A 25,881-nucleotide genomic window follows, 5' to 3' on the forward strand; every position below is an offset into this window, starting at 1 on the left:
TCCCCTTAAACCTGACGGAGTCGTCATGTCTCTGATTAAACTGAACAATGTCGGCAAAATCTATCCTCTCGGCAGTCAGCAGGTGGTTGCCCTGGCCGATATCGATCTGGAGATCGGTGCTGGGGAATTTACCGTCTTTGCCGGGCCTTCGGGGAGCGGCAAGACCACCCTGCTCAACCTCATCGGCTGCCTCGACCAGCCGACTTCGGGGAGCATCCGCATCGACGGGCGCGAAACCGGCGGCCGGACGGCGCGGGAGATGGCCGACTTCCGCCTGCATCATATCGGCTTCATCTTTCAGTCCTACAACCTGGTGCCGGTGCTGACGGCGGCGGAAAATGCCGAATTCACCCTGATGCTGCAAAAAATCCCCAAAACCGCGCGACGCCGTCGGGTTGAGGAACTCTTCGCCGCCCTCGGTCTCTCCGGGTTGGAGGATCGCCGCCCCAACGATCTCTCCGGCGGTCAACAGCAGCGGGTCGCCATCGCCCGGGCGATGGCCGCCGATCCCCGGGTGATCCTGGCCGACGAGCCGACCGCCAATCTCGATTCGCAGACCAGCGAAGACCTCTTGCGCCTCATGCGCCGCCTCAACGAAGAGCAGGGAACGACCTTCATCTTCAGCTCCCACGATCCCCAGGTCATCCATCTCGCCCGCCGGGTTATCCGCCTCAAGGACGGCCGCCTGGAGTCGGATCGTCCCCAGTCGCCGGCAGCCGGAACATGAAGAGATTCCGGCCCCTCGCCATCCTCCTCGCCCTGCTCTTTGCCCTGGTTCCGAACGGGCTTCTCGCCGCCGAAAGTGCAAACTGGGAGCTGGGCGGCCATGCCAAGTCGTTGAATCTTTACCGGGAGGGGGATCCGGCGGGACTGATCGACGACAGCTTCGATTCCGCCAACAACCTGCGCCTGGATCTGGCTCGCCCCCTGGGAAAAGAAAGTCGCTTCGAGTTCGCCGTCGAAGGGCAGGCGCGCTACTCTGATGCCGACGCTCTCGGCATGGAACGGGAGAACACCGCCAATCGCCGCCTCGATCTGGAAAAAAGCCGCTGGGAAGAGCGCCGGTTCAGTCAGCGCGGGGAAATCGACCGACTCAATCTCTCGGGATCGCACTCCGGTTTCGCCTGGAACATCGGCCGCCAGGCCATCGGTTTCGGGCGTATCGCCCTCGCCTCCCCCCTCGACATCATCGCCCCCTTCGCTCCCGATGCCCTTGATACGGATGTGCGTCCGGGAATCGACGCCCTGCGCGCCGGCCGCTTCTTCGGCCGCGGCGGGGAAATCGGCGCCGTCGCGGTCTTCGGCCCCCACAAGGAGAGCAACTCCTATCTGCTGCACGGCGAAACGAACCTGGCCGGGGTCGATCTGCTCGCCCTGGGCGGCAACCTGCGCGGACGCGACCTGCTCGGCGGCGGCTTCGCCACGCAATTCATGGGCATGGGCATCAAAGGGGAACTGGCCGGATATCGCGGGGAAGGGGTCGGAACGCCCGACGGCGATCCCCGGGAGGACTTTCTTCAGGGGGCGCTGGAACTCGATTATCGTTTCGCTGCCGGTCCCCTGTGCGCCCTGCAATATCTGCACAACGGCCTCGGCGCGAAAGAGCCCGAGGATTATCCGGCCATCTTTCTCTCCGCACCGATCCAGGAGGGCCTGGGTTACCTTCTCGGCCGCCATTATCTGCTCGCCTCCATCTCCCACGATCCGCATCCCCTGGTCACCCTCGGCGCCCTCGGCATCTGGAATCTGCGGGACGACTCCTTTCTGCTGCGTCCGCTGGCGCGCATCTCCCTGGGCGACAACCTTTCCCTGGAACTCTTCTGGAGCTTCAATCAGGGGGCTTCTCCTAAAGAAAATGAGTCGCCGATTCGGCTAGTTATCCCGCGTAGTGAATTCGGCGCCGCCGGCGACGGTGGGGGCATTCTCCTTAAATATTTCTTTTGAGAAAATCTCTCCGCTTGCAAATTCTAATAAACTTGGTATGATTTCGCCGGTTCCCACCTAAGGGAAGATTGACTAAACTGCTTTGCACGGAGGATCAAATGAAACACATGCTGTACAAACTTCTCGTTGGGCTGCTTGCTGTCGGCCTGACCGCGGGCGCCGCGTCGGCCGAAAACCGCGCCGGTGCCCTCACCATTTCGCCGATGTACGGCGGGTATCTTTTCGAAGGCGATCAGAACTTCGAAGATGACAACACCCCCACCTTCGGCCTCGGACTCGGCTACAACCTGACCAAGAGCTTCAGCCTCGAAGCCGCCGTCAACTACATCGACGACTTTGAAGGCCGCAACAACCAGGGTCAGGCCACTGAAGTCGAAGGTCTGCTCTACCGCCTGGAAGGCCTCTACCACTTCATGCCGGAGAACGCGCTGGTCCCCTACATCGCCGTCGGTGCCGGCAACATCGCGCTGAATCCCGAAGTGGGCCGTCTTGACGACACCTTCGGCGCCAACTACGGCGTCGGCGTCAAGTACTACGTCAGCGAACACGTCGCCTTCCGCGTCGACGCCCGCCACTTCATCGCCTTCGACCAGGGCCTCGACGAAGGCAACCACACCAATAATAACCTGCTCTACACCGCCGGCATGCACTTCCAGATCGGTGGCGAGAGCGCTGCCCCCGCTCCTCGCGACAGCGACGGCGACGGCGTGACCGACGATCTCGACAAGTGCCCCGACACCCCCAAAGGTGTTGTCGTTGACGCCGACGGCTGCCCGGTCGACAGCGATGGCGACGGCGTACCCGACTACCTCGACAAGTGCCCCGACACCCCCAAAGGCGTAGCGGTTGATGCCAATGGTTGCCCGGCTGTCGGTGATGCCGACGGCGACGGCGTTGCCGACGATCTCGACAAGTGCCCCGACACCCCCAAAGGTGTTGTTGTTGACGCCGACGGCTGCCCGGTTGACAGCGATGGCGACGGCGTACCCGACTACCTCGACAAGTGCCCCGACACCCCCCGTGGCGCTGCTGTTGACGCCAACGGCTGCCCGCTCGACAGCGACGGCGACGGCGTTTACGACTACCTCGACAAGTGCCCCGGCACCCCCCGTGGCGTAGTCGTCGATGAAAAAGGCTGCCCGGTGAGCTTCACCATGCAGATCGAGTTCGACTTCGATAAAGCCGACATCCGCCCCATGTACCACAACCAGCTCAAGGAAGCGGCGGACTTCATCAACAAGTATCCGGCCAACCAGATCCTGGTCGCCGGCCACACCGACAGCAAAGGCAGTGATGCTTACAACAAGAAACTGTCCCAGCGCCGCGCCGATAACGTGCGCAAATATCTGGTGAACAAGTTCGGCATCAGCGCCAACAAACTGGTTGCACGGGGCTACGGCGAAAGCCAACCCATCGCTTCCAACGACACCGACGCCGGCCGCCAGCAGAACCGCCGCGTTGAGGTTATCTGCTGCACGGTTATTCCTGCTGAGTAACGCTGTGGCACATGCTTGACCTTGCGGGGGGAGAATCCAGTGGATTCTCCCCCCGCTTTTTTATACGCAAGCGAGCACAAAAAAAAGCGGCCCGATTGGGGCCGCTTTTTTTGTGGAGCAGAAGGATCGAGTCGCTTAAAGCTTGTCGGCTTCTTCGGCCAGATAGGAGGAGACCCCCGCTTTGTCCGCCTTCATCCCCTTATCCCCCTTGTTCCAACCGGCGGGGCAGACCTCGCCGTGTTTCTCGGTGAATTGCAAGGCGTCAATCATGCGCAGCATCTCGTCGACATTGCGCCCCAGGGGAAGATCATTGACCACCTGATGGCGGACGATGCCGCCACAATCGATAAGAAAGGATCCACGAAAGGCGACCCCGGCCTCGCCGAATTCCACGTCATAGGCGCGGCAGATCTCGTGCTTGACGTCGGCCACCAGGGGATAGGCGACCGGACCGATCCCGCCCTCCGACACCGGCGTATTGCGCCAGGCGACGTGGGTGTACTGGGAGTCGATGGAGCAGCCGATCACCTGCACGCCCCGCTCCTCGAATTCGTTGATGCGACGACTGAAGGCGATCAGCTCGGTGGGGCAGACAAAGGTGAAATCGAGGGGGTAGAAGAAGAGGACGACATATTTCCCGGCATAATCGGTCAGGGCGAAACGCTCATTGATGCTGCCGTCGGCCATCACTGCGGCGGCGGTGAACTCGGGGGCTTTTTGTCCAACCAGAACACTCATTGAAATGACTCCTTTGAAGGTGTGTTGAAGAAACGCCCTGATTCTAGCAAGGCGACGACAAGAGTCAAGACAATTAAGACCTTTTTGGTCATTTTTTCCTTCCCCGGGGATGGGCCTTGTCGTAGACTTCCATCAGCCGGGCAACGCTGACCTGGGTGTATTTCTGAGTGGTGGAAAGGGATTCGTGACCGAGCAGTTCCTGGATGGCGCGCAGGTCGGCGCCACCATCGAGGAGATGGGTGGCGAAGGAATGGCGCAGGGTATGGGGGGTGGCATCCTTGAGCAACCTCGCATCGAGCAACTGCTGTTTGAGGTGGCGCTGGATGCTGCGCGCCGTCAGCCGTCCGCCGTTCCGGTTGAGGAAGAGGGCGTCGGTGGAAGCTACGCCCCCCCGCGCTTCCAGGTAGTCGTGGATGGCGCGGCAGGCCTTGCCGCCCAAAGGGACGATCCGTTCTTTGCTCCCCTTGCCGAGCACCCGTACCAGGCCCTCGGCCAGATCGACGGCGTCGACATCGAGCCCGGTCAGTTCGCCGACGCGCAGGCCACTCGAATAGAGGGTTTCAAGAATCGCCTGATCGCGCAGCCCGAGCAGATCCGGACGTCGGGGGGCGTCGAGCAGGGCGAAGGATTCGTCGACGGAGAGGACCGTCGGCAGATACCGTTCCCGGCGGGGGGTAGAGACGAGTTCGGCGGGATTGGCCGCAAGCACCCCTTCCCGCTGCAGAAAGCGAAAAAAACCGCGCAGGGACGAAAGACGACGGGCGATACTCGTTTTCTTGTGGGTCTTGTGCAACAGCGCCAGATAACGGCGCAGAGTGACGACATCAACCGGAAAGAAGCCTTGCCCCTCTTGACGAGACGCGGGCAGTCCGTCGAGAAACGCCTGAAAGGCCAGCAGATCCCGACGGTAGGCGAGCCGGGTGTGCTCGGAGACGCCCCGCTCCAGGGCGAGATGGCGGTCAAAACGGTCGATCAGTTCACGCATGGAAATCCTTTCTTTATCTTCGGAAGATTAGCATATCCAACCTTTCCCCGGGGAGGATTTACATCTCTTCCTTTTCCGTGCATTATTCCTGAGGCGACAATCGTTACCAATACCTTCAAGGAGAGACCTTATGCCGACCGACGAACTCCACTGGTATAGCGAGGACCAGATCGGCCGCCTCGATGAACTGATCTCCTGCGACCCCCGGACCAAGGAACTCCCCCTACGCCGGGATGTGCGCTCTCTCGGCTTTCTTCTCGGCACGGTCATCCGTGAACAGCAGGGAGAAGAGGCCTTCGCCGTCGAGGAGAAACTGCGCCGCCTCTCCATCCGCCACCGGGAACTGGAAAACTCTCTGGAATCCGGCCAGGGCGACGGCGAAGCGGAAGCGGCGCTGCTCCGGGAGGCCGCCGATATCATCGCCGGTCTGAGCGAAACGGAAGCCCATCACATCGTCAAGGCCTTCGCCACCTTTTTCGAGCTGACCAACCTGGCCGAAACCCGCCATCGCATCCGCCGGGGGCGGGCCCACCGGGTGAGCCGGGCACCGGTCAAGCCGGGCACCTTCAAGGCCACCCTGCAGCGCATGAAGGATGCGGGATTAACCCTGGAAGAGACCCTTGACCAGTTGCGCCGTATCGAGATCGTCCCGGTCTTCACCGCCCATCCCACCGAAGTCGCCCGGCGGGTGGTCCTCTTCAAACGCCGCCGCATCGCCGCCGAGCTGGCGAAACTCGATCAACTGCCCCTCTCCGCAGTCGATGCCGCCGCCATCCAGCAGGCGATCCTCGCTGAAATCACCGCCCTCTGGCAGGGGGATGAGGTGCGTCGCAAGCAACCGACGGTGCGCGACGAAATCGTCATGGGACTCGACCATTACCCGGTCTCCCTCTTCCCTCCCATCGCTCCTCTCTACGAGAAGCTCACCCGCCATCTCAACGAGGTCTTCGGTAGCGATCTGGAGCCCGCGCAACTGCCGACCCTGTTGCGTTTCGGCTCATGGATTGGCGGCGACCGGGACGGAAATCCCTATGTCACCCCCGCAAGCACCCGCGAGGCGCTGTCTCTGGCCCGGGAAAAGATCCTTTCCCACTACCTCGACGTACTGGAGCAGCTGCGTCAACTGCTGACCAGCTCCGGCAACCGGGTGGGCATCCATGCGCCCCTGCGGGAGGCGCTGGAGACCTACCGGGCGGCCTTTCCCGAAGCCATGACCGAGGTCGAGGGTCTGCCTGAAGGGGAACTCAACCGCCGCCTGCTGACCCTCATGCGGCGACGTCTGCAACGGACCCTGGCCGACCCCGGGGATATCGAGGCCTACCCGAACGCCGCAGCCTTCGTCACCGACCTCGATCTGCTCAACGCCAGCCTGCGCGCCTGTCGCGGCGAGCGCCTGGCCCGACAACTGATGGAACCCCTGCGCCGGGAGCTGGCGACCTTCGGATTCCATCTGCACAGCCTCGACATCCGCCAGCATGCCCGGGTTCATGCCCAGGCCCTGTCCGAACTCGCCGTCGGCGCCGCGCACGCGGCCCAACCGGAGGGCCCCCGCCCCGCTCCGCCCTCGGAACAGACCGGCCAACTTCTTGACACCCTGCGCGCCCTTGCCGAGTTGAAGGAGGAATTTCCGGCCCAGGCCATCCGCAGCTACATCATCAGCGGCGCTACCTCGGTGCAGGACGTGCTCTCCCTGGTCTGGCTGATGGAGATGGCCGGGATCCATGTCGCCGCCCGCCCGGAAAAGGACGATCCCGGGCTGATGCCGGTTCCCCTTTTCGAATCGATCGACGATCTGCGCAACGCCCCCGCCATCTGCCGCGAACTCTGGAGCCGGGTCGACTACGCCCCCTATCTCGATTCCTGGGACCGCCGGCAGGAGGTGATGCTCGGCTATTCCGACTCGAACAAGGACGGCGGCATGCTCACCAGCACCTGGGAAATTTTCAAGGCCCACCGGGAACTGCACCGCGTCGCCGTGGAATGCAACGTCAAGCTGCGGCTCTTTCACGGCCGGGGCGGCACCGTCGGCCGGGGCGGCGGCCCCACCCACCGCGCCATCGTCGCCCAGCCGCAGGGGGCCTTCAGCGGTTCCTTCAAACTCACCGAACAGGGGGAAGTGATCCACTACAAGTATTCCGATCCCGCCCTGGCGCAAAGGAATTTCGAGCTGATGCTCGCCGCCGCCCTCGAAGCCCTGACCCGTACCGGGCTGGTGGAAGCGGCCGTCGAGCCGGGCTGGGAGAACGCTTTCGAAGAACTCTCACGCATCGCCTTTGCCTGCTATCGGGAAAAGATCGCCGAAAATCCCGACATCCTTCCCTATTTCGAGCAGGCCACGCCGGTCCGGGAATTCGAACTGGCGAAGATCGGCTCGCGTCCCTCGCGCCGAGGAAAACAGGCCAACCTCGACGATCTGCGCGCCATCCCCTGGGGCTTCGGCTGGATTCAGAGCCGTCTGCTGATTCCCGCCTGGTTCGGGGTCGGCACCGCGCTGGAAACCTTCGCCGCCAAAGGCGAGGCCGAGGGTGAGCTGTTGCGGACAATGGTGCGACGTTTTCCGATCTTCATCGACATGCTGCGCAACGTCGAAATGGCCCTGGCCAAGGTCGATATCCCCCTGGCCAGGCACTACGCCGGTCTGATCGAGGATGCCGAACTGCGCGAGCGGGTGCTGCCGATGCTCATCGACGAATTCCGCCGTACCCGGCGCCTGCTGCTGGAGCTCACCGGGCAGTCGCGCCTGCTCGAAACGGATCCCGATCTCGCCCATTCCCTGCGTCTGCGCAATCCCTACGTCGACCCCATGAGTCTGATCCAGGTCGAACTGCTGCGCCGCAAACGCTCCGGCAAGTGGAGCGAGCAGCTCGACTACGTGCTCGCCGCGACCATCAACGGCATCGCCGCCGGTCTGCGTAATACCGGTTAAAAATGCACTTATCGACCCCGCAAGGAGCAGGGTACCGCATGACCGACCACGACGACAAACCACCCTTTCCCGAGCGCATCTCCCTCTGCCTGTTGCTGCAGGCCGGGGAAATGGAGGAACTCGACCGCCGCTCGAGTAGGCCGACGGCGGTCTGCGCCAAGTGCGGGCTCAAAGCCAATGACATCGGCGATCTCTGCCAGGGGCGCCCCTGGCATAAGCGTTGACGCTTTTGCCGAGCCCATGCCATAATCGGACCTCCTCAAGGGAGGTTTCATGATTATCCTTTCGGCATTGATCCTGGTCTTTCTCGCCGTTGTCGCCGGTTTCGTCCTCGCCAGTCATCTCTTCGCCTGGTACGAGCAGGCCAACCTTCGGCCCGAGTTGATGGCGCGGCGCTTCGCTCCGTCTTCCCTCGCCTTCGCCCTGAGTCTGATGCTCCGCGAGACGCTCTGGCTCGTCGTCACCATTCTGCTGTTGCCCTGGGGCTGGCTCCCCCCCTGGCGTCGGCGCATTCCCCGCCAGCGCACGCCGGTCCTTTTTCTCCACGGCCTCTTCCAGAACCGCGCCTGCTGGCTCTATCTGCGGCTGCGGTTGCGCCTGCTCGGCATCCCCTCCCTGCATGCCATCAACCTCCCCCCGTGGAAGGATATCGAATCCCTCACCGAGCGGGTCGCCATCAAGGTGGATGAGCTGCGCCTCGCCTCCGGCTGCGAGCGGGTGCATCTGGTCGGCCATTCCATGGGCGGCATCATCGCCCGCAACTACGTGCAGCTGCGCGGTGGAGCGCCCAAGGTCGAGCACTGCCTCCTGCTCGCCGCCCCCAACGGCGGCTCGAAACTGGCGTCCCTCGCCCTTTCCCCCCTGGCCAAGTCCCTGCTCCCTGGCTCGGAGCTGCTGCGCCGCCTGGCCCAGGCGCCCCTCCCCGCTGACACGACCCTGACCGCCCTTTACAGCCGTCACGACAACATCGTTTTGCCCCCGGCCAACGCCCGCCTCGACGGGGTGGAAAACATCGAACTGGCGGGGGTCGGCCACACCTCCCTGCTCTACCACGAACCGACCCTCAAGGCGTTAGCCGCGCTCCTGGGCGAAAGGGCCGCATGATCACCCTCGACCTCAGAAGCCGCCGGCCGGTGGAAATGATCGACGTCACCGCCCAGGTGCGCGACGCCGTCCGCCAGAGCGGTATCCGCTCCGGCCTGGCCCTGGTCTTCACTCCCCACACCACGGCGGCGGTGACCATCAACGAAAACGCCGACCCCGATGTCGTCGCCGACCTGTGCATGGAAATCAACAAGATCGTCCCCTTCGACGACCACTACCGCCATGCCGAAGGGAACAGCGCCGCCCATCTCAAAAGCAGTCTCTTCGGTGCGAGCGAAACCCTGATCGTCGAGGATGGCGCGCCCGTTCTCGGGACCTGGCAGGGAATCTACTTCTGCGAATTCGACGGCCCGCGCAGCCGCCGCCTGCATATCCAGGTGATCGGCGCATGAGTCTTCGCGTCAGCCTCAAGGCCGCCGCGAGCTACGACCGGGCCGTGGTGGAACAGGCCCTGGCGGACGTGCTCGCCCCCCTGGGCGGGATGGAAGCCTTCGTCCGGCCGGGGCAGCGGGTGCTGATCAAGCCCAACCTGCTCTCGGCCAAGCCGCCGGAAAAGGCCGTCACCACCCATCCCGAGGTGGTACGCGCCGTCATCCGTCTGGCCCAGCGGGCCGGTGGTATCGTTTCGGTGGGGGATTCCCCCGGGGTCGGCAGTCCCCGCCAGGTGGCGGCGCGCTGCGGCATCCTCGCGGTGGCCGAGGAGACCGGCGCGCATTTCGCCCCCTTCCACGAGTCGGTGCGGGTCAAGGCGCAAGGGCGCACCTTTCAGGAACTGGAAATCGCCCGGGACATCCTCGACGCCGAGGTGATCATCAATTTGCCGAAGCTCAAAACCCATCAGATGATGGGCTTCACCTGCGCCGTCAAAAATCTCTTCGGCGCGGTGGTCGGCATGCGCAAGCCGCGCCTGCACCTGCAAGCCGGCACCGACAAGGCCTTTTTCGCCCTGATGCTGCTGGAACTGGCGGAAGAGATTCGCCCGGCCCTCTCCATCGTAGACGCCATCGTCGGCATGGAGGGGGACGGTCCCGGCAGTGGCGATCCGGTTTCCATCGGTGCCCTACTCGCCGGCGTCGACCCTCTGGCCGTCGATACCGCCGCCGCCGAACTGGTCGGCCTGCCCGTGGAACTGGACTGGCCGCGACGGGTGGCGCGGGAGAGCGGACGGGCGGGAACCCGCCTCGAAGAAATCGAGCTGCTCGGCGATCCCCTGGCCACCCTGCGCCTCCGCCGCTTCCGCCCGGCGAAAAAGGGGGATGTAGGCTTCGGCCTGCCGCCCTTTCTCAAGCAGCGCCTGCGCCGCGCCCTGACCGCCCTGCCGGTGGTCGAGGAGCAGCGCTGCACGGCCTGCGGACTCTGCGTCAAGCATTGCCCGCCGAAGACCATGAACCTCGCCGCCGGCAAGGTGCGCATCGACTACTCGAACTGCATCGGCTGTTTCTGCTGCCAAGAACTCTGCCCGCACAAGGCCCTGACCACCCGCCAGGGCACGCTGCTGCGCCTGAGCCAGTGGTTTTCCCGACCGCGCTAGATTCCCACGAACCCTATTCAGGCACCCCCATGAGCCTTTCCACTCCTATCACCGTTTTGATCCTGGAAGACCTGGCCGAAGACCGGGAACTGCTGCTGCACGAACTGCGGCGCCAAGGGCTCGACCCCCGGCCGTTGCCGGTGACCGGCGAAGGGGACTACCGCGCCGCCCTGGAACAGCACCCCGAGGTCATCCTCGCCGACTACCGCCTACCGGCCTTTTCCGCTGAGCGCGCCCTGGAAATCCTCGCCGAGCAAGAGCTGGACATCCCTCTGATCGTCGTTTCCGGCTACATCGGCGAGGAAAAGGCGGTGGAGTTGATGCGCCGGGGGGCCGCCGACTATCTGCTCAAGGACCGCCTCGGCCGCCTCGGCGCGGCGGTGACCCAGGCGATCGACAACCGCTGCCTGCGCCGGGAACGAGAGCTCTCCACCGCCGCCCTGCGCTTCGGCGAGGAACGCTTTCGCCTGGCGCTCAACCAGATCCCCCTCCCCTTCGCCCTTTACGACGAAAACCTGTGCATCCGTTTCGCCAATGAAAGCTGTACCCGCTTTTTCGGCCAGCCCGAGGAACGCATCATCGGCCACGACTGCCGCGACTTCTTCCCCGAGGAAATCAGCAGCCAGCTTTACCCGCACCTACTGGCGGCCCGGGAAAGCGGCCAACCGCGTACGGCGGAATGCCTCATTCCCCTGCCCGACGGCGAGCACAGCTTCCGGATTTCCTACGTCCCATTAGGCCATGACGAAACTCTCGCCGTCGCCGTCGACATCACCGAGTGGCAGCGCATGGAGCGCCTCAAGGATGAACTGCTCGCCTCGGTCAGCCATGAAATGCGCTCGCCTCTGACGGCGATTCTCGGCTTTACCGAATTCATGCAGGGGACCGAAGTTCCCCGGGCGCTCCAACTCGAATATCTCGGCATTATTCGCCAAGAAGGAGAGCGGCTGAAAGAGCTGGTGGAAAATCTCCTCGATCTGCAACGCCTGCAGGCCGGTTTCGACCAGCGCAACCTGACGGCGATTTCGGTCCACTCCCTGTTATCGCGACTGCGCGAACGCTTCCTGTCGCTGCAACCGCAACGGAATTTCCAGCTCAACTGCCCACTCGATCTCCCCCTGCTGCGCGGCAACGAACCCCATCTTTATCGCGCTCTGGAAAATCTGCTGAACAACGCCGTCAAATATACGACCGAGGAAAAGGCCATCACCCTCGGCGCCCGCCTCGACAAAGAAAACATCCTGCTCTGGGTACGGGATCTGGGAGAAGGCCTCGATCCAGCGCTGCACGAAAAGATATTCCAGCGATTTTTCCGCGCCACCAGCGCCGTCGGCGGCACCGGCCTGGGACTGGCCCTGGTCCGGGAAATCGCCCGGGAACACGGCGGCCAGGCCTGGGTCGAAAGCACGCCGGGAGAAGGCTGTACCTTTTACCTGCGCCTGCCCCTCGCCTGAAAGACACCGGGACTTTTCAGAATAAAAAAACGGCGGGGAGGCGGCCCACATGGCCCCTCCCCGCCGTTTTATCGCGGGCCATCTAAAACAAGCCTTCGCCCTTTACAGGGTGAACGATTTGCCCGATTCTGGTATTTCGATCCCCTTCAGCCCCAACTCCTCGCGCAAGATTTTCGCCAGATTGGTCGAGGAATCCTCTTCGCCGTGCACGATGAAGGTGCGTTCCGGCTTCTTCTCCATCACCCGCACGAAATCGACCAACCCGTCCCGGTCGGCATGACCGGAGAAGCCGGTGAGCACCTCGACCCGGGCCCGCACCTCGAATTCCTCGCCGAAAATCCGCACCGGGTTTTGCTTCTCGACCAGTTTCCGCCCGAGGGTGTTGGGCGCCTGCCAGCTGGTCATGAGGATGGTGGTGCGCGGATCGCCGATGCGGTTGCGCAGATGGTGGAGAATCCGCCCCCCTTCAAGCATGCCGCTGGAACTGATGATGATCGCCGGCACCTTGAGATCGTTCAGGGCCTTCGATTCCTCGACCTTGCGGGTGTATTTGAGACGGCCGAAACCGAAGGGATCGTTGTCGTCGTCGGAAAGAAGAAACTCGCGGATCTCGGCATCGAAAACCTCGGGATGCATGCGGAAGACATCGGTGGTGGCGATACCCAGGGGGCTGTCGACGAAAATCGGCAGATCGGGGATGGCGCCGTCGCTGTGCAGCCGGTGCAAGGCATAAACCAGCTGCTGGGTGCGCCCCACGGCAAAGGCCGGAATCAGCAGCGACCCGCCCCGGCTCACCGTTTCGGTGACGATGCGCTCCAGCTCCTTTTCCGAGTCGGGATAGGGAGGATGCAGGCGGTCGCCGTAGGTGCTCTCCATGATGAGGATATCGGCCCCCTCGACGAGCGGCTGGGGATCGCGAATGATGGGGATGTCCGGGCGGCCGATGTCACCGCTGAAAACGAGGCGGCGGCTCTTGCCGGTATCGCGGTCATCAATGTCGAGAATGACGTGGGCGCTGCCGAGCATGTGTCCGGCGTCGACCAGGGTGAGGCGGATGCCGGGGAAAAGCTCGTGCGACCGCCGGTAGTTGAGGCCGACGAACTGCTCCAGGCTGCGCGAGGCGTCGGCCCGGGTGTAAAGGGGTTCGAAGGGGCGCTGCCCCTTCTTCGCCCGGCGCCGGTTGACGTACTCCACGTCCTTTTCCTGGATGAAAGCGCTGTCCATGAGCATCACCGCACACAGGTCGCGGGTCGCCGAGGTGCAGAAGATATCGCCGGTGAAGCCGTTACGGACCAGGCAGGGGATACGCCCCGAGTGGTCGATGTGGGCATGGGAAAGAACGAGCGCGTCGATCTCGTCGCCCCGGCACAGGCCGCTGCGGTTCAACTCGAAGGATTCCTTGCGCTTGCCCTGAAAGAGGCCGCAGTCGAGCAGAATCTTCTTGCCGTTCGCTTCGATCAGATGCTGGGAACCGGTCACGGTCCCGGCGGCGCCTTGAAAGGTAATTTTCATGGATGCTTTCCTCCTTTGAATGAATGACGGATTGAAAACGGTAACGCCGGCGGGAGTGTCGCCCCCCTCCTCTTCGTCGCGAATGATCAACCGGCCCCTCGATAATGTTTATAACATCCCGGCGGCGGGGGAGGCAAAAAAACCAGGCTGGATTCGACTTTAGTTGCTTCAGCGGGTATTTTCCACAACTTGACGGGCGCTGCCCGCCGCGCTAGATTGGCGGGGTATCGTTGTGATGGATTTGCGAGGGAAGATGAGAAGTGACCAGAGAAAAAAAACCATTCAACCGCCGCAGTCGATGAACCAAAAATGGATGGTTGGTAAATTTCTGGGCAACAACGGATTGATAAAAAAAATAATTCGTCAATCAATCAATATGTTAGACATTTTTTTCGACTTACTCTGCTTCGCAATTTGAACAGAATCGACCATTCTGGGTATATATAGTAAAAACCCAGGAGGTGGAACTATGAATCACAAAGGGAATAAACCATTAGGGGCAATTTCTGAACATTGGATAAAAATCATACAGGCTTCATTTTATAGACACGAAAACATACCCGTATGGCTTGTCAAGTTGGCTGTTGGGAAGGGGCAGAAAGAAGTCGAAGGATGGATATTTTTTGAACCTGACTTTATGGAGATACGTTTCGAGAGGCATTTGTCGATGGAGCCACCTGGTTTTCTTTCAGGAAGGTACTTGACACAAGGCGTTAGCGACTCATCCTTGGCACTCCTATATGACAGCCCATGTAAAGAGGATTTAGCCTACATCGAGTCCTACATAAAAAAGTTCATCGAGAAGTGCAAGTTTTGTGTAAGAACACTAATGGACATATCGACCGCAACATACTGGCAGGAGGCTATGTCCTACCGATATGGAATCTCAACTATCCCCATCAGAAGGGAAAGGATATAAAGTGACTCCAATAATACAGGAAATTATATTTAAAAAATCTTACTGGCGCATTCCAACAGTTGAATCAGCTTTTGATGGAATTTTTGAGGGTGTGCTAACCGATGAAGAGAAAAAACAGAAAATTGAACAGGTACTTCAAGAGCGTGAAAAATGGGAACCTTCGCAAAAGGCATGGGCGCAATTAGAAGAAGTAAAAACGGCCATAGGTAAAGAAGTAGAAGTACAAATATGGGACCCAATAATATTTATACTCGAAGAAGAAGGTCCTTCCCCGATCTTGGCCAAATGCACTGGCGTTACTTTAATTTCAAATGAAGAGGGAAAGCAACAAGCGTACCTAACGTTAGAAAGTGTTCGCAGTAAGTCAACCCCCATGGGTTACGACGGCAGATCAAAGCTTAAAGATGGAGGGGAAAAGGGGACATTTATGTTACCTCTAGCAGACATCTATTCAATTAGACTTGGCGACATTAATTCGAAACCGGAAAATAAAAAGATGTCGTCGCCTGCTCTATCGGTAAAAAAACAGCAACGAAAATGGGCTGATACCAAAGGCATTGGCTATGACAAATCTGGCTATACCCATAACCTTAACGACAACCTATTCAGACCCATGTCAACTGCTTCAATATCTGAATTTAGTAAAGGCGACGGTGGGGAACTGGGAAATCCCTACAAACGGGGAAAAATACAAGCACTGCACTCCTCTTCAGCCCTTGCTTGTAATGTTTTCGACTATTGGCGGGGTCGAGATGCCACCATTCTTACTCAATCGCTCGGTTTATCTGCAAAAAATCCGACAAACATCGAATTTGAGCGAAAATTTCCAACAGGACTTCGAGGGAACGCTCCAAATCTTGATGTTGTGATTACCTCAGAAAATAGTTCTATCACAGCGATCGAATCTAAGTTTCTTGAGCCTTATAGTAATCATCATAATGGTTTCAAGAAAAAATATTTCGAATCTTCACCCGGCTTATGGGAGAAAACAAACTTCCACCACTGCCAGAAGCTCGCTTATTTTTTACAAACTGGGGAAATATCGTTTAAATGGCTGCACGCAGAGCAACTGTTGAAACACATTCTTGGCCTTAGTAATTCTGGCTTACAATGGAGACTTCTATATCTGTGGTATGAAATTCCCAGCCGAGAATCCTATGAGCACTTATCAGAAATAATTAAACTCAGTTCTTTCTTGGAAGCTGATCGTATTCATTTCAAATTTATGAGTTATCAAACCCTGTTCGCTGCCATCCAGTCATACGCTGGGGAGATTGACCGCGATTATCTTTCGTATCTTGGTGAGCGTTATTTCAATGAGATTGCATAGAACCGGCTTGGCTATCAAACGTAAACTGGGGGGCGCCATGCAACTCGCGCCCCCTAAAAACTCAACCACCAAGTACGAAAATAGGGTCAGAGATGAAAACGGGGTCGTGTCTTGCGCCGCAACAAATTAACCTAACACCAGCTTTCAATTCTACCGATTTCTTAATCCAGTCAACTCACCCCCTCTGGGGGCTCTGTTCGCGCAGTTCCTTCTCCTCCTCCGCTTCCCAGTCGTAATCGATCTGGATTTTCCCCTTCAGAGCCAGCAGATCTTCGGTCTTCTTCTGCCGGACAAAGGCTTCCATGGCGGTAACAATGGCCGAGGTCTTCGATTTTTCTCCCGAAAGCTGTTGCACTTCGCGCATCAGATCATCGGGTATGTTCAATGTCGCACGCATGATTCACACCTCCTTGCTATGCGAATAGCTTCCATCCCTGTCGGATATTAGTCAAACCACCCCTACCCCCGCCGTTTCCACACCGAGCGCAGCCGGGTCAATTCGCGACCGTCACTGGTGCCGACGAGTTGGTGGAGATAGGTCGGGCGGTCGGTGTCGGGGACGGTTTGCAGGCGGGAGAGGATGCGGTCGCCGTAGGTAACGGGGGCGCGGTAGGCGATTTCGAGTTCAAACAGGCGGCAGTTGGCGTCGATGTCGGCGGGAATGGCTTCGAGCGCCCAGACCGGATAGACGGTATTGTTGACGTGCTGGTTGATGTCGAGATCGCCCCGGCGCACGCGAAAATCGAGTTCGACCTCGGCGTTCTCCACCTTCGGCAGGGTGGGAAAGGCGCTCGCCAGCGCCCGCTCCGCCCGTACCGGGTAGTCGGGCAGGGCGTTGTCCAGGCGCACCGGGCGGCCGCTGGTGAGATCGACCACCGCCCAGGAGGTGGTCGCCTGCGCCACCAGACGATCCCGCTCGTCGCGAGCCTCGAAGTCGCGCAGGGCGAAGAGCCCCTCGCGCCCCGAAGGCCAGGTGCGCACCCGCACCACGGCTCCGGCGCGGGGATAGTAGAGAAAACGCACCTGGGTGCGGGAGAGCACCCAGGTCAGGTTGCGCTCCCGCAGGTCGGCGACGGCAATACCAAGTTCGATAGTGTGGCCGCCGGCGGCATCCTGAAAGAAATCGAGCAGGGTCACCGGCCGCAGCCGGGCGCGCTGATCGACTTCGTAGAAACGTACCGGATAATCCTTAATGAAAACACTCATGCCTACCCTTCCTCCTGCTTGAGCCGAACCAGCGTCGCCCCCCAGCCGCCGCCGGAGCCGTCCGCCAGGCGGAAGGCCGCGACCTCGGGCAGACGCCCGAGAATCGCATGAACCCGTCGTTGCAGGATCCCCTGCCCCTTGCCGTGAATGATGCGCACGTCGAAAATGCCCTTTTCCCGGCAGGCCGCAAGATAGTCGGGGATGAGCGTGCCGACTTCGCGGGGCTGAAAGGTATGCAGGTCAAGCACCCCGTCGATGGGCAGCTCGACCGGCTCCAATTCCTCGAAATCCTCGTCCACCGTCAACTCCGGTTGGCGTCCGCCACCTGGTCGTTCCAGGTCCAGTAGTCGTAGATGTAGCCGACGCCGAGCAGCCCACCGGAGACGAGGTAGAGCAACCCGGTGATCCACTTGCCGATGTACATGCGATGGACGCCGAAGAGGCCGAGATAGGTGAGCAGCAACCAGGCCAGGTTGTAATCGTAGCGCCCCTGGCTGTAGCGGTTTTCGGCCTTGTCGGCCATGGAGGGGATGAGAAAGAGGTCGACAATCCAACCGATGAGAAAGAGTCCAAAGGTGAAGAAGTAGATGGTGCCGGAAATCGGCCGGCCGTAATAGAAGCGGTGCGAGCCGGTGAAGCCGAAGATCCAGAGCAGATAGCCGATGAGATTGCCGTGGGTGCCGTCGAGCAGGGGCATGAGGGAACTCCCAGGTTAGAGGACAAAGGATAAAGGCAAAACAGGGGGATTGTACGCGCGGGGGCGTCGGGATGCAACCCTGCCGACGGTCGCGGGAAGGTCGCGGAGGGAGCGAATCAGGCGGCGAACTGGCGGGCAATGTCGTTGTCGATGACGTAGATGCAGACTTCCTTGGCGCCGTGACGGGTGTACTGGTAGCGGGCGCAGAGGTTGGTGATGAGAAAGGTGACGTCATCGCGGATGCGCTGGTCGTAGGTCTTGAAATCCTCCTTGCCGAAATCCTTGATCGCCCGACGGAAATTTTCGTTTTCGAGGAAGGGGTCGAGGACGCGCTCCTTGAGATTGTGGATGTAGCGCTCGCGCAGGGTCTGATAGAGGCTGGTCTCGATGATCTTGCGCCCTTCGAGCATCATTTCCTGGGTCAGGGCCTTGACTGTGTATTCCTTCTGCACGTCCTTGCGGAAAAGGTGGCGGCTGTCGCTGCTCGCGCCGGAGCCGAGCAGGCGGCTTTCAATGCCGGCAAGAAGTTCTTCGGTGATTTCCAGCTTCTCGCCGGTGAAGGTGCAGACCTCCTTGGATCCGAGCTTGAAGTTGACGGCGAAGAGGTAGTTGCGGATGTCCCGGGAAATCTGCTCCTCGTTGTAAGAATAGAGGGATTCCTTGACCTCTTGCAGCACCGTGTAGTCGTACATGCGCGTCAGCGAATCGAGGATGCTTTCGGTCACCACCGTCGCCAGGTCGGTGCGCACCTTGGTAAAGTATTTCACCAGGATCGACATATCGATGAGCTTGTCCTTGCGCGCGTAGGTCGAGAAGAAGTCGTTGAAAATCTTCAGGGAATCCCGCCCGGAGAGGCCCTTGTCCCCTTCCAGCTCCGATTCGGCGATGATGTTGCGTCGGCGCTTGGCGGTGAGGCGCTTGACATCCTCGTCGTCGAGCCACTTGGGAATGTTGCCGGTATAGATCTCCATCTTCAGCAACATCAGGTTGTCGTCGCAGTAGTGGCGGTACTTGACCGGATGGGCGATCCACTCGCTCATGGCCGGGCTGTGGCTCTTCAGCCGCGTCGAGATGATGACCCGGGCGAAGTTGTGCAGCACCCGGGGGAGGAAGCTGTTGTCGATATGGGTACCGAATGTGTTGCGGTAGATCTCCACCTCGGTGTTGAGGTCGAGGACATAGGGCACCTTGATATATTCGATGCGGTCGAGAAACGATTGGAAGCCCTGGATATTCTGTTTGTCCTCGGGATTCATCAGGGCGATGAAAAGGGAATTGACGTTTTCCTCCGTGTCTTCGACCTTATGCAGCCCTTCGCTGATAATGTTGTGCAATTCGATCAAGCGTTCGGTGTTGTGCGACTTGATGTCCATCAGGGCATAGATGCCATTGTTGGTTTTGGCGTAGCGGGAGAAGAGGTACTTGACCTTGTTGCTGTCGCGCAGCAGGGTATTGATGCGGTTCTGCAGAATGTCGTTGGTCAGGATGTTCTGCTTGACCGGCTTGTCGCCGGGGGTGAAGACGCTGATCCCCTCGCCGAGACTGCGGCTGAACTGATAGGGTCGGGCGAAGATCATGCGGTAGACATCGAGGGGATTGCCGACCTTCTCTAACAGGGCCAGGTAGAGGGAACGGCAGATGGTGCAGGGGGTGCCGCGAAAGACCCATTCGAATTCCTTGTCCGTCAGCAGCCGCTCCCGGGTGGCGGGATCGTCGAAGAGTTGCTCGAAAAATTCGCGACGCAGGGACTTGGGGATCATCAGGATCGGGTTGTCGTGGCTGGGACAGGGGACCTCGACGTAATCCTCGGAAGCGTACATCGCCTCCTTGGTCTCGATCAGCTCGTTCTGGCCGAATTCGTATTCGTCAAGCAGATGGGAGAGCTTGTCGAGAAAGTGATCGGCGTTGCGCGCCGGGATGCTGGCGAGATTCTTCCGGCTCAGGCGCCAGACCACCTCGTAGCGCCGCCCTTCGGCGGTGTTGGCGTAGCGCTCGAACTTGAGCAGCAGATTGTTGAGAAAGGTACTCTTGCCGCTCCCCGGCGGACCTTCGAAGATGTAGATCTTGTTCTGCTGGGCGCCACGCTTGAGCGATTCGACCAGGGAAACGAGGCGGTTGGCGAAAAGACGGTCGGCGAAGAAGGGGTTGTCCGTCCCCTCGACGAAGAGCTTGGAGCAGTTGTAATGCATGTAATGGATCGATTCAGGATCGTTGGGGTATTCGTCGAGACCTTCCGCGACGTGACTCTTCACCAGATCGTGAAAGATCTGAAAGGCGTTGCGCAGCACCCGGTCGGGCTGCTCGGTCAACACTTTGAGAAACTCCTCGAAGGGCATGGGCGCGAGGGGCTCCCACTCGCTCATGCGTTTGACGACCAGATCCAGTGCCTTTTCGATACGATCCATAACCCTATCCCGTGCGCTCGCGCTAGATTTTTCGGAGACGCCTCAACCTCGCGGCTCAGGCCTCGACCGCGCCCAGCACGTAACGGCTGAGCTGACGGTCCTTCATGGTGTAACTGACCCGCTGCCAGCGCAGCTTGCGCGGGGTTTCCGGCTCCGGCGCCGTCGCCGGCCCCCAACCGCCATCCACCTCGGAGGGCCGCTCCCGTTCGACCTCGCTGGTCTCCAGTTGCACCGGCGCGCCCCAGAGAAATTCGATCCCCATCAGGGTATTAGACAGATATTCCCCGATCAGCGGCTTCCCCTCGAAGCGATGATCGAGCTTCAGGGTTTCGCCGGATTCCCCTTTAACCACCTCGATCGCCGGCGGGTGGTAGAGACTGTCGAGGACCATTTTCCGGTAGTCCTCGGCCTTGCGGCTCTTGACGTAGATCTCCCAGGTGCCGCGCTCGCGGTTCAGACGCCGGTCGGCGACGAAGAGCCGGTAGCGGTCGACGAAATCCTGGTCGATGAAGCGGTTGATGAAGAGAAAATCGCTGAGATTCTCGCGGATGGCGAAGATCGTCTGTTTGCCGGCGCCGAGTCCGGCATTGAAGCTTTCCCGCTCATGGCTGTCGCGCAGGCGCTCGAAGTCGTAACTCATCCGCCCCTTGTCGGCCATTTCCTCCAGATACTGGAAGAGGCGCATGCCCAGGGCGTAGGGGTTCATCCCTACCCGCGGCATCGCCGTCACACCAGCGTGGGCGCGGGCGAACTCGATTTCGTGACCGCTGATGCGCTCATCCTCCATGAAGAGCTTTTCGTGCCAGTAGCTGGCCCAACCCTCGTTCATGATCTTGGTGCGGATCTGCGGCTGGAAGTAGACGGAGGTCGAACGCACCACCTCCATCACCGACTTCATCCAGCGGTTTTCTTCCTTGTTGAGAAAGGGGGAGTGGTCCATCAGATATTGCAGCAGATCCCGCCGCCGGGGGGCGGGGGCGCGGCGGCTCTTCTCGTAAAGGGCCTCGAACTCGGGATGGCGGCTCGCCACCTCGGCGAAAAAGGCCGCCTCGCACTGGCTGCCGAACTCGCGCCGGCACTGGTTGTAACGTTCGATCTCCTTGACGTAGAAGCTGATTTTGGCCTTGCTGCGGTTCTGCAGAAAGACGTCGAAATAATAGTCGACCCGGGTTGAGCCGCTGCCGGCGGCGGGGCCGTCAGCCCGCGCCAAGTCGTCGTAGTAGCCGACCAGATTGTCGATCCCCCGGGAGAATTCGATGACGTAATCGACCCACCGCCCCTTTTCGGAACGCAGGCGGTTGATCAGGCGCTTGTCAGCCAGCGCCCGGCCGGTCAGGTCGAAATTCCAGGTGTGCTGGAAGAAGCTGTTGTTCTGGAAGAAATCGATGTGGCCGAGAACGTGATAGAAAATCATCACGTTGAGCCAATCGGGATTGTTGTCGTTGTAGAAGGAAATGGCCGGGCGGGTGTTGATGACCGTCTCGTAGGGATTACCGGGATAGAGTTCGTAGCGCCCCTTCTCCTTGAGCACCTCCACATCCTGCACCCAGTAGTCGTACAGGGTCGGAATCATGACCTTGGGCGAGAGTTCAAGCAGATCGCGATTGGTCACGATATATTCGAGGGTCTCGTTGTCGAAACGCAGCCCGGCCGACCGCGCCCGCTCCTTGCAGCCCTCCATGATCCTCTTGGTATGCTGGTCGATGAGTTGCATAGGTCAGGCCCGAGGATAAAGGAAAAAGGATCGAGGAAAATCGATTCCTCGTTCCTGGTTCCTCGCTCCTTTTTCCTTTCAAGAAATCAGCGTTTTGATCCCCTCGATCAGGCGCGGCTCCTGGGCGTCCTCGCCCATGACGTCGAGCCGGAGCAGCTCGGGATGGGCTTCGAGCAGACCGGAAGAGCGCAGGTAGCGCTGCACCTCGGTCGAGCCGCTGGTGCTCTGGGTGCTGTAGTGCTCGGCGACGGTGATGCCGATGCGGCTGACGTAGCCGAGCATCTTCTTCAACTCTTCGAGCGCCTCGGCGCCGGTGGAATCCCAGTCGTCGCCGTCGGTGCCGTGGAAGACGTAGATGTTGTAATCCTTGGCCAGACTTTCTTTATCGACGATTTCGTTGACCATGCGGTAGGCCGAGGCCACCTTCGTCCCCCCCGCCACCTTCGAGTTGTAGTAGCTGTAGAAGTCCGGCACCTCGCGGGCATCGACGTCATGCAGAATAAAGCGCGTCTCCACCTGCTTTTCGTACTGGTAGAGCAGCCAGCTGTAGATGAGCACATGCTGGGTCACGACAATGTCGGTGGACTTGCCGGCCATGGAACCGGAATAGTCGCGGAGGAAGAAGACCAGGGCCTGGGATTCGTAATCCTTCTCCCGGGACAGGACCCGATAGATTTTGTCGTTGGGGGCGATCAGCAGGCCGGTGGTGTCGATGTTCTCTACGTCGGGGATATTGCCCAAGGCGAGGTTGGTCTTGAGCACGCTGCGCAAGGTCGCCTTCTTGTCGAGGATCTGGCCGAAGCCGCGATTGCGGTCGGTGAGATCGTAGACGTAGCGGGAGAGCGCGCGCTTTTTCCCCTTGTCGCGCAGGTTGGGAAGGGCGAACTGCTCGGAAAGGATGCGCCCGAGATCGTAGGCGCTCGACTCGATCTCGTGGCCGCCGCCTCCGCCCTGCCCAGCTCCGCCCTCCCCCTCGCCCGGCGCGGGCCGTACCGGCGCCTCGCCGATGACCTCGCCTTCCTCGCCCTCGCCGGAACCGCCGTCCGGCGCCCCCTCTTCCGGCGGCTGGAAGGTCGGATCGTGCATCAGCTTCTCTTCGACGGTGGTCGGCACCACCACGACCTTGTCGTCCCCGCCCCGGCCGGGTCGGATCATGCGCCCAACGCGGATCTTGCGGGGAAAGCCGTCCTCCTCCCGGCGCTTGTCACGCTCCAGCAACTGGTCGAGGGAACGGGCGCGCAGGGCATGGGAGGCCATGCCGGCGGCCGCGCCCGGCAGGGCGCAAATCACGGCCTCGGCCAGCCACTTCCGCCAGCGTCGCCCTTCCTCCGGAGCGACCGCGAGGGGCGGCGCCAGGGGATTTTTCTTTCCGAAATCGCCGCTCATGCGCCCTACCCCTCATCCTCCTGGGTACAGAAATACTCGATCGTCTTCTGGGCGCAGGTGCGGCAGTAGCCGAGTTTGCCCAGCATGGTGTCGATCATGCGGTCGTAGAGCTTCTGGTTTTCCTCGTTGGTGCGGTTGGCCAGCGCCCCGATCAGGCTGCCGGCGCCGGCGATATCCGACTTGAGGCGCACGTCGGTGACCGCCTTGACCAGTTCGAGGTTATCCATGAAATCGTAATTGGGATCGACGGAGATCTTCTGCCCGTAGATCTTGCGTACCGAGGTGCGAAAGGCGTCGCGCTGCTCCTCGGTTTTCAGACCGAGGCGGTCCTCGACGTTGTGCACGTAACGTTCATCGATCTTCAGCGCCCGCAGCTCGCCGGTCTGGGGATCCTTGTACTTCCACATTTTGTCCGGCCCGAGGTTCTCGGCGTCGATGCCGATGATGGTGTTGACGTAGTTCATCACGTCCTTGCGGATGGCGTAGGGCTCGTCCATGTAGGCGTTGAACATTTCGGTCATCACCCGTTCCCGGTAGAGGCCCCGGGCGACCTTGAGATCCTCCAGATACTTGGCCCGGTCGTGGGCGTCGGCGACGTAGTCGAGAATCACCCGCTCGATGGCGCCAAAGACGTCGTAGGCAACCATGCAACGCCCCTCGTTGGTCTCGGAACTCTCTACCAGCAGCTGGATCGCCCGCCCGAGGTTGCGCTGGCCGAGGCCGCGCTGGCCGAAACGCTTGGTGATGTCGGGGTCCTGATTGAGCTTGTCGATCACCTCGGCCAGAGCCTTGAGGCTCTTCTCGCCGGCCACCTCGCCGGCCGCCAGCTTCATCGTTTCCACCGGCGTCAGTTTTTCCGAGTGGGGCAGCCGCGAGAGGATTACGCCGATAGAGGCGGCGTAGTTGAGATTCGGATCCTGATGGAGGTCCTCGCGGGTCAGGGTGGTCTTGGTGTCGCTGCCGATGGCGTAGGCGGTCAGGTGCTTCTGCATGCGGTAATTGGTGTTGTGGGAAACGTAGCAGATGCGGCAGCGGTCGACGATGGGCGCCTCTTCCTTCTCGGCGAGAAAGCGGTTGAATTCGGCGTTGTTGCTGGTGGCGATGATGAGGGAATCGATGGGCCAGCGGTAGCCATCGATCTCGATCACCCGGTTCTGGATGACGCCGAGGTAGACCTGCACCAGGTCCTTCTTGTTCTTATAGATTTCGTCGGAGAAGTGGATGCCGCCCCCCGCCACCCGCGCCAGGGCGCCGCGCCGCAAGTCGAAACGGTAGGGGTTGTTGGTGTCGCTGATATGGAGCAGGCGCTGGATCGACTCCTCGCCGAGCAGGTCGACGGCGCTGGAGGTGATCTTGTCCTTGGCGGCGTACTTGCCGGTGACGGTGCCGAGGCTTTCGGTCAGCGGGACCGGCACCACCTTGATGAAGCCGAGCATGGCGTCGAGATCGCCACCGGCATGGGTACGCAGATCGTTCCAGATATAGGCGCTGCACGCCCCCAGGGGGCGATAGTTGAGATAAAGATCGTCGAGGGCTTTATCGGAAAAACCCTGGCGGGCAAGAAATTCGCGGGTTTCGGCCGGGCTGTCGAAGAGATTCATGGCCAGGATCAGGGGATCTTCGTAGGTCTGCGATTCGATCACGCCGATCCGCCCGTAGCTCCCCAACTTATCGAGGCCGACGAACTGGAAGGTATATTTGCGGTTTTCCTCCCGGGCGATGAACTCGCGGTACTTGCCACAGAGAAACTCGACGAAGTAAGTCTTGCCATTGCCCGGTTCGCCGACCAGGACAAAGGCCATCTCTTTCGACGAACCGCCCTCGGCGGCATCTTTGACGAAGGAGACGAAACTGTTGATCTCGTCGTACATGCCGATGACGTGCTTGCGCCCCTCGCGGAAGATCTGGAAGTCGTAGGTGGTCTTGCCGTTGACCACGACCTTTTCGATGGGCTTTTCAAGAATCATGCGGGCCACGCCCTGAAAGGCGTTCTCGAAACGGCGCGTTCCGTCCTTGACCGCTTGCAGGTGATGCAGCAGCGAACCCGGCTCCCCTTTGTTTTTTCGGTTGGTCATTTCGCCTATCCCCCGTTGTTCAGTTGGCTATTATCAAAGGCCAATCTCATTAGCTTCTGCATACGACTAAACTGGCCTTAATTATGTTACTAGAGGAAATCGGTTTGGAAAGTGGGAAAGACTTTTTTTCCGTAACAGCACGCATAAACGCGAAGAGGAGCCGCCAGGGCTCCTCTTCGTGGGACATCGTCAATTTTTCGGGCAGGAAATCAGGCCTGAACCACTTCCTTGACCCCGGGCACCTTCTCTTTCAGGGTGCGCTCGATCCCCATTTTCAGGGTCATGGTCGACATCGGACAGGACCCGCAGGCACCTTGCAGACGCACTTTGACGATGCCGTCTTCGGTCACGTCGATCAGTTCCACATCGCCACCGTCGGCCTGCAGAGCGGGACGTACCAGGTTCAAAGCCTCTTGCACTTTCTGTTTCATCGAAATTCTCCTCTGGTCTTAAATCACT

23 protein-coding genes are annotated in these 25,881 nt (G+C 60.3%); 11 read left to right on the plus strand and 12 right to left on the minus strand.

Features of this window, described 5'->3' with window-relative positions; translation table 11 throughout:
• Positions 1 to 25: 25 nt before the first annotated feature.
• From BQ4888_RS14215 to BQ4888_RS17880, 3 genes are all read left to right on the plus strand, one after another.
• Complete coding sequence (locus BQ4888_RS14215; protein ID WP_092057935.1) at positions 26 to 727, plus strand: ABC transporter ATP-binding protein; 702 nt, start codon at positions 26 to 28, stop codon at positions 725 to 727.
• A complete protein-coding gene (locus tag BQ4888_RS14220; protein ID WP_092057936.1) occupies positions 724 to 1,944 on the plus strand; it encodes a hypothetical protein in 1,221 nt (406 codons plus the stop codon). Before BQ4888_RS14215 ends, BQ4888_RS14220 begins: the two co-directional genes overlap by 4 nt.
• 98 nt (positions 1,945 to 2,042) lie before the next feature.
• Positions 2,043 to 3,440: an outer membrane beta-barrel domain-containing protein gene (locus BQ4888_RS17880; RefSeq protein WP_092057937.1), complete on the plus strand. Its 1,398-nt coding sequence runs from the start codon at positions 2,043 to 2,045 to the stop codon at positions 3,438 to 3,440.
• Between the two features lie 135 nt (positions 3,441 to 3,575).
• On the opposite strand, the gene BQ4888_RS14230 is transcribed toward BQ4888_RS17880, so the two are convergent.
• Entirely contained in the window at positions 3,576 to 4,178 is a 603-nt protein-coding gene (locus tag BQ4888_RS14230) for a peroxiredoxin (protein WP_092057938.1), read from the minus strand.
• An 88-nt stretch (positions 4,179 to 4,266) separates the two neighbouring features.
• Positions 4,267 to 5,163, minus strand: a complete 897-nt coding sequence (gene xerC, locus BQ4888_RS14235) for a tyrosine recombinase XerC (protein ID WP_092057939.1) — start codon at positions 5,161 to 5,163, stop codon at positions 4,267 to 4,269.
• A gap of 130 nt (positions 5,164 to 5,293) precedes the next feature.
• On the opposite strand from xerC, the gene ppc reads away from it, so the two are divergent.
• From ppc to BQ4888_RS14265, 6 genes are read left to right on the plus strand one after another with little or no spacing between them, the layout of a single operon-like run.
• Complete coding sequence (ppc, locus tag BQ4888_RS14240; protein ID WP_092057940.1) at positions 5,294 to 8,089, plus strand: phosphoenolpyruvate carboxylase; 2,796 nt, start codon at positions 5,294 to 5,296, stop codon at positions 8,087 to 8,089.
• 38 nt (positions 8,090 to 8,127) lie between these two features.
• The gene (locus BQ4888_RS14245) at positions 8,128 to 8,313 is read left to right on the plus strand and encodes a hypothetical protein (RefSeq protein WP_092057941.1); all 186 of its coding nucleotides are present in this window, start codon (positions 8,128 to 8,130) and stop codon (positions 8,311 to 8,313) included.
• A gap of 49 nt (positions 8,314 to 8,362) precedes the next feature.
• Positions 8,363 to 9,193, plus strand: a complete 831-nt coding sequence (locus BQ4888_RS14250) for an alpha/beta fold hydrolase (protein WP_092057942.1) — start codon at positions 8,363 to 8,365, stop codon at positions 9,191 to 9,193.
• Complete coding sequence (locus BQ4888_RS14255) at positions 9,190 to 9,585, plus strand: secondary thiamine-phosphate synthase enzyme YjbQ (protein ID WP_092057943.1); 396 nt, start codon at positions 9,190 to 9,192, stop codon at positions 9,583 to 9,585. The genes BQ4888_RS14250 and BQ4888_RS14255 overlap by 4 nt, the downstream gene beginning before the upstream one ends.
• On the plus strand, positions 9,582 to 10,724 hold the full coding sequence (locus tag BQ4888_RS14260; RefSeq protein WP_092057944.1) for a DUF362 domain-containing protein: 1,143 nt from the start codon (positions 9,582 to 9,584) through the stop codon (positions 10,722 to 10,724). Before BQ4888_RS14255 ends, BQ4888_RS14260 begins: the two co-directional genes overlap by 4 nt.
• Before the next feature lie 29 nt (positions 10,725 to 10,753).
• Complete coding sequence (locus BQ4888_RS14265; protein ID WP_092057945.1) at positions 10,754 to 12,178, plus strand: sensor histidine kinase; 1,425 nt, start codon at positions 10,754 to 10,756, stop codon at positions 12,176 to 12,178.
• A 102-nt stretch (positions 12,179 to 12,280) separates the two neighbouring features.
• Here the strand turns inward: BQ4888_RS14265 and BQ4888_RS14270 are convergent, their stop codons facing one another.
• Positions 12,281 to 13,690: an MBL fold metallo-hydrolase RNA specificity domain-containing protein gene (locus BQ4888_RS14270; protein ID WP_092057946.1), complete on the minus strand. Its 1,410-nt coding sequence runs from the start codon at positions 13,688 to 13,690 to the stop codon at positions 12,281 to 12,283.
• Positions 13,691 to 14,159: 469 nt separating this feature from the next.
• Between BQ4888_RS14270 and BQ4888_RS14275 the strand changes: the two genes are divergently transcribed.
• Both BQ4888_RS14275 and BQ4888_RS17410 read left to right on the plus strand, forming a co-directional pair.
• Entirely contained in the window at positions 14,160 to 14,609 is a 450-nt protein-coding gene (locus BQ4888_RS14275; protein WP_092057947.1) for a hypothetical protein, read from the plus strand.
• Positions 14,569 to 15,939 carry a PGN_0703 family putative restriction endonuclease gene (locus BQ4888_RS17410; protein ID WP_140396669.1) on the plus strand — a complete coding sequence of 457 codons (1,371 nt, stop codon included), beginning with the start codon at positions 14,569 to 14,571 and terminating at the stop codon, positions 15,937 to 15,939. The genes BQ4888_RS14275 and BQ4888_RS17410 overlap by 41 nt, the downstream gene beginning before the upstream one ends.
• Before the next feature lie 175 nt (positions 15,940 to 16,114).
• Here BQ4888_RS17410 and BQ4888_RS14290 read toward each other — a convergent pair whose 3' ends face one another.
• The 9 genes from BQ4888_RS14290 to BQ4888_RS14330 form a co-directional block, all read right to left on the minus strand.
• Positions 16,115 to 16,336, minus strand: a complete 222-nt coding sequence (locus tag BQ4888_RS14290; RefSeq protein WP_092057950.1) for a type II toxin-antitoxin system VapB family antitoxin — start codon at positions 16,334 to 16,336, stop codon at positions 16,115 to 16,117.
• Between the two features lie 62 nt (positions 16,337 to 16,398).
• Positions 16,399 to 17,145: an acyl-[acyl-carrier-protein] thioesterase gene (locus BQ4888_RS14295; RefSeq protein ID WP_092057951.1), complete on the minus strand. Its 747-nt coding sequence runs from the start codon at positions 17,143 to 17,145 to the stop codon at positions 16,399 to 16,401.
• A gap of 2 nt (positions 17,146 to 17,147) precedes the next feature.
• The gene (locus BQ4888_RS14300; RefSeq protein WP_205748019.1) at positions 17,148 to 17,444 is read right to left on the minus strand and encodes a Smr/MutS family protein; all 297 of its coding nucleotides are present in this window, start codon (positions 17,442 to 17,444) and stop codon (positions 17,148 to 17,150) included.
• A gap of 2 nt (positions 17,445 to 17,446) precedes the next feature.
• Positions 17,447 to 17,842, minus strand: a complete 396-nt coding sequence (locus BQ4888_RS14305) for an NINE protein (protein WP_092057952.1) — start codon at positions 17,840 to 17,842, stop codon at positions 17,447 to 17,449.
• Between the two features lie 116 nt (positions 17,843 to 17,958).
• Positions 17,959 to 20,247, minus strand: a complete 2,289-nt coding sequence (locus BQ4888_RS14310) for a serine protein kinase PrkA (RefSeq protein ID WP_092057953.1) — start codon at positions 20,245 to 20,247, stop codon at positions 17,959 to 17,961.
• 55 nt (positions 20,248 to 20,302) lie between these two features.
• Complete coding sequence (locus BQ4888_RS14315) at positions 20,303 to 21,961, minus strand: SpoVR family protein (RefSeq protein ID WP_092057954.1); 1,659 nt, start codon at positions 21,959 to 21,961, stop codon at positions 20,303 to 20,305.
• A gap of 78 nt (positions 21,962 to 22,039) precedes the next feature.
• The gene (locus BQ4888_RS14320) at positions 22,040 to 23,218 is read right to left on the minus strand and encodes a DUF444 family protein (RefSeq protein WP_240746360.1); all 1,179 of its coding nucleotides are present in this window, start codon (positions 23,216 to 23,218) and stop codon (positions 22,040 to 22,042) included.
• 134 nt (positions 23,219 to 23,352) lie between these two features.
• A complete protein-coding gene (locus tag BQ4888_RS14325) occupies positions 23,353 to 25,422 on the minus strand; it encodes a serine protein kinase (RefSeq protein ID WP_092057956.1) in 2,070 nt (689 codons plus the stop codon).
• Positions 25,423 to 25,631: 209 nt separating this feature from the next.
• Positions 25,632 to 25,853 carry a NifU family protein gene (locus tag BQ4888_RS14330; protein WP_092057957.1) on the minus strand — a complete coding sequence of 74 codons (222 nt, stop codon included), beginning with the start codon at positions 25,851 to 25,853 and terminating at the stop codon, positions 25,632 to 25,634.
• Between the last annotated feature and the right edge of the window lie 28 nt (positions 25,854 to 25,881).

It is taken from the genome of Desulfuromonas acetexigens (genome assembly GCF_900111775.1).
GTDB lineage: Bacteria > Desulfobacterota > Desulfuromonadia > Desulfuromonadales > Trichloromonadaceae > Trichloromonas > Trichloromonas acetexigens.

What these genes read in the sequence shown, in the direction of transcription:
- BQ4888_RS14215 (WP_092057935.1), top strand. Translation starts at nt 26, where the DNA reads ATGTCTCTGATTAAACTGAACAATGTCGGCAAAATCTATCCTCTCGGC.
- BQ4888_RS14220 (WP_092057936.1), top strand. Translation starts at nt 724, where the DNA reads ATGAAGAGATTCCGGCCCCTCGCCATCCTCCTCGCCCTGCTCTTTGCC.
- BQ4888_RS17880 (WP_092057937.1), top strand. Translation starts at nt 2,043, where the DNA reads ATGAAACACATGCTGTACAAACTTCTCGTTGGGCTGCTTGCTGTCGGC.
- BQ4888_RS14230 (WP_092057938.1), bottom strand. Translation starts at nt 4,178, where the DNA reads ATGAGTGTTCTGGTTGGACAAAAAGCCCCCGAGTTCACCGCCGCCGCA.
- xerC (WP_092057939.1), bottom strand. Translation starts at nt 5,163, where the DNA reads ATGCGTGAACTGATCGACCGTTTTGACCGCCATCTCGCCCTGGAGCGG.
- ppc (WP_092057940.1), top strand. Translation starts at nt 5,294, where the DNA reads ATGCCGACCGACGAACTCCACTGGTATAGCGAGGACCAGATCGGCCGC.
- BQ4888_RS14245 (WP_092057941.1), top strand. Translation starts at nt 8,128, where the DNA reads ATGACCGACCACGACGACAAACCACCCTTTCCCGAGCGCATCTCCCTC.
- BQ4888_RS14250 (WP_092057942.1), top strand. Translation starts at nt 8,363, where the DNA reads ATGATTATCCTTTCGGCATTGATCCTGGTCTTTCTCGCCGTTGTCGCC.
- BQ4888_RS14255 (WP_092057943.1), top strand. Translation starts at nt 9,190, where the DNA reads ATGATCACCCTCGACCTCAGAAGCCGCCGGCCGGTGGAAATGATCGAC.
- BQ4888_RS14260 (WP_092057944.1), top strand. Translation starts at nt 9,582, where the DNA reads ATGAGTCTTCGCGTCAGCCTCAAGGCCGCCGCGAGCTACGACCGGGCC.
- BQ4888_RS14265 (WP_092057945.1), top strand. Translation starts at nt 10,754, where the DNA reads ATGAGCCTTTCCACTCCTATCACCGTTTTGATCCTGGAAGACCTGGCC.
- BQ4888_RS14270 (WP_092057946.1), bottom strand. Translation starts at nt 13,690, where the DNA reads ATGAAAATTACCTTTCAAGGCGCCGCCGGGACCGTGACCGGTTCCCAG.
- BQ4888_RS14275 (WP_092057947.1), top strand. Translation starts at nt 14,160, where the DNA reads ATGAATCACAAAGGGAATAAACCATTAGGGGCAATTTCTGAACATTGG.
- BQ4888_RS17410 (WP_140396669.1), top strand. Translation starts at nt 14,569, where the DNA reads ATGGAATCTCAACTATCCCCATCAGAAGGGAAAGGATATAAAGTGACT.
- BQ4888_RS14290 (WP_092057950.1), bottom strand. Translation starts at nt 16,336, where the DNA reads ATGCGTGCGACATTGAACATACCCGATGATCTGATGCGCGAAGTGCAA.
- BQ4888_RS14295 (WP_092057951.1), bottom strand. Translation starts at nt 17,145, where the DNA reads ATGAGTGTTTTCATTAAGGATTATCCGGTACGTTTCTACGAAGTCGAT.
- BQ4888_RS14305 (WP_092057952.1), bottom strand. Translation starts at nt 17,842, where the DNA reads ATGCCCCTGCTCGACGGCACCCACGGCAATCTCATCGGCTATCTGCTC.
- BQ4888_RS14310 (WP_092057953.1), bottom strand. Translation starts at nt 20,247, where the DNA reads ATGGATCGTATCGAAAAGGCACTGGATCTGGTCGTCAAACGCATGAGC.
- BQ4888_RS14315 (WP_092057954.1), bottom strand. Translation starts at nt 21,961, where the DNA reads ATGCAACTCATCGACCAGCATACCAAGAGGATCATGGAGGGCTGCAAG.
- BQ4888_RS14320 (WP_240746360.1), bottom strand. Translation starts at nt 23,218, where the DNA reads ATGGCCTCCCATGCCCTGCGCGCCCGTTCCCTCGACCAGTTGCTGGAG.
- BQ4888_RS14325 (WP_092057956.1), bottom strand. Translation starts at nt 25,422, where the DNA reads ATGACCAACCGAAAAAACAAAGGGGAGCCGGGTTCGCTGCTGCATCAC.
- BQ4888_RS14330 (WP_092057957.1), bottom strand. Translation starts at nt 25,853, where the DNA reads ATGAAACAGAAAGTGCAAGAGGCTTTGAACCTGGTACGTCCCGCTCTG.